The sequence below is a fragment of the Xanthomonas sp. SHU 308 genome (assembly GCF_000364645.1).
GTDB classification, from domain to species: Bacteria; Pseudomonadota; Gammaproteobacteria; order Xanthomonadales; family Xanthomonadaceae; genus Xanthomonas_A; species Xanthomonas_A sontii.
Window position 1 is genome coordinate 1 of sequence record NZ_AQOK01000596.1, and the last position, 773, is coordinate 773.

At 74.3% G+C, this 773-nt stretch carries 1 protein-coding gene and 1 pseudogene; both read right to left on the minus strand.

From position 1 onward, the window contains the following. Window positions 1-352 (minus strand): methylated-DNA--[protein]-cysteine S-methyltransferase (locus tag D588_RS0117125; RefSeq protein WP_017916852.1); only part of this gene is annotated, 352 nt, incomplete at its 3' end. Beyond that, window positions 349-773, minus strand: a pseudogene (locus tag D588_RS0117130) (DNA-3-methyladenine glycosylase 2 family protein); the annotation flags it as partial. The gene D588_RS0117125 and the pseudogene D588_RS0117130, both read right to left, overlap by 4 nt.

Consider the following 773-nt stretch of genomic DNA (forward strand, 5'->3'; position numbering starts at 1 on the left):
CGCCGACCGCGCGCACCGCACGCGGCTGGCCCACATGCTGCGCCAGTTGCGCGTAGCTCCAGGTCGCGCCGAACGGGATCTCGGCCAATGCCAGCCACACCCGCTTCTGGAAGTCGGTGCCGTGCGGCGCCAGCGGCAGGTCGAAGTGCTCGCGCTCTCCAGCGAAGTAGGCCAGCAACTGCTCGCGCGCGGCGCGCACCGGAGCCGGATCGTGCACCCAGTCGGCGCGGCCGCGGGCGTCGTAGCGGTTCTCGGGGAACAGGATGTGACGCACGCCATCGCTGCCGACAGCGACGGTGAGCATGCCGATCGGGGTGTCGAAACGGTCGTAGGACAGCGGGGACGCGGTCATGCGCGGGTCTCCTCGGGAGGGTCGTTGGCCAGGTGCCACAGGTGCAGCACCGCGTAGGCGCGCCAGGGACGCCAGGCCTGCGCGCGTGCCTCGGTGGCGCGTTCGCTCAGGCGTGCGCCGTCCGCGCCGAGCATGCGCTGCAGGACCAGGTCGCCGGCGGGGAAGGCGTCGGGCTGGCCGAGCGCGCGCAGGGCGATGTACTGCGCGGTCCAGGCGCCGATGCCGGGCAAGGTGATGGCGTGGGCGACGAAGTCGTCCAGGCGCTGGCCGGCACGGAACGACAGACGGCCGTCCAGCACCGCCTGCGCCAGCGCACGGATCGTCGCCGCACGCGAGCGCGGCAGGCCGATGGCTTCCAGCGGCGCGTCGCGCAGTGCCTGCGGGGTCGGGAAGGCGCGGCCCAGCCCCGGCGGCTGGCCGG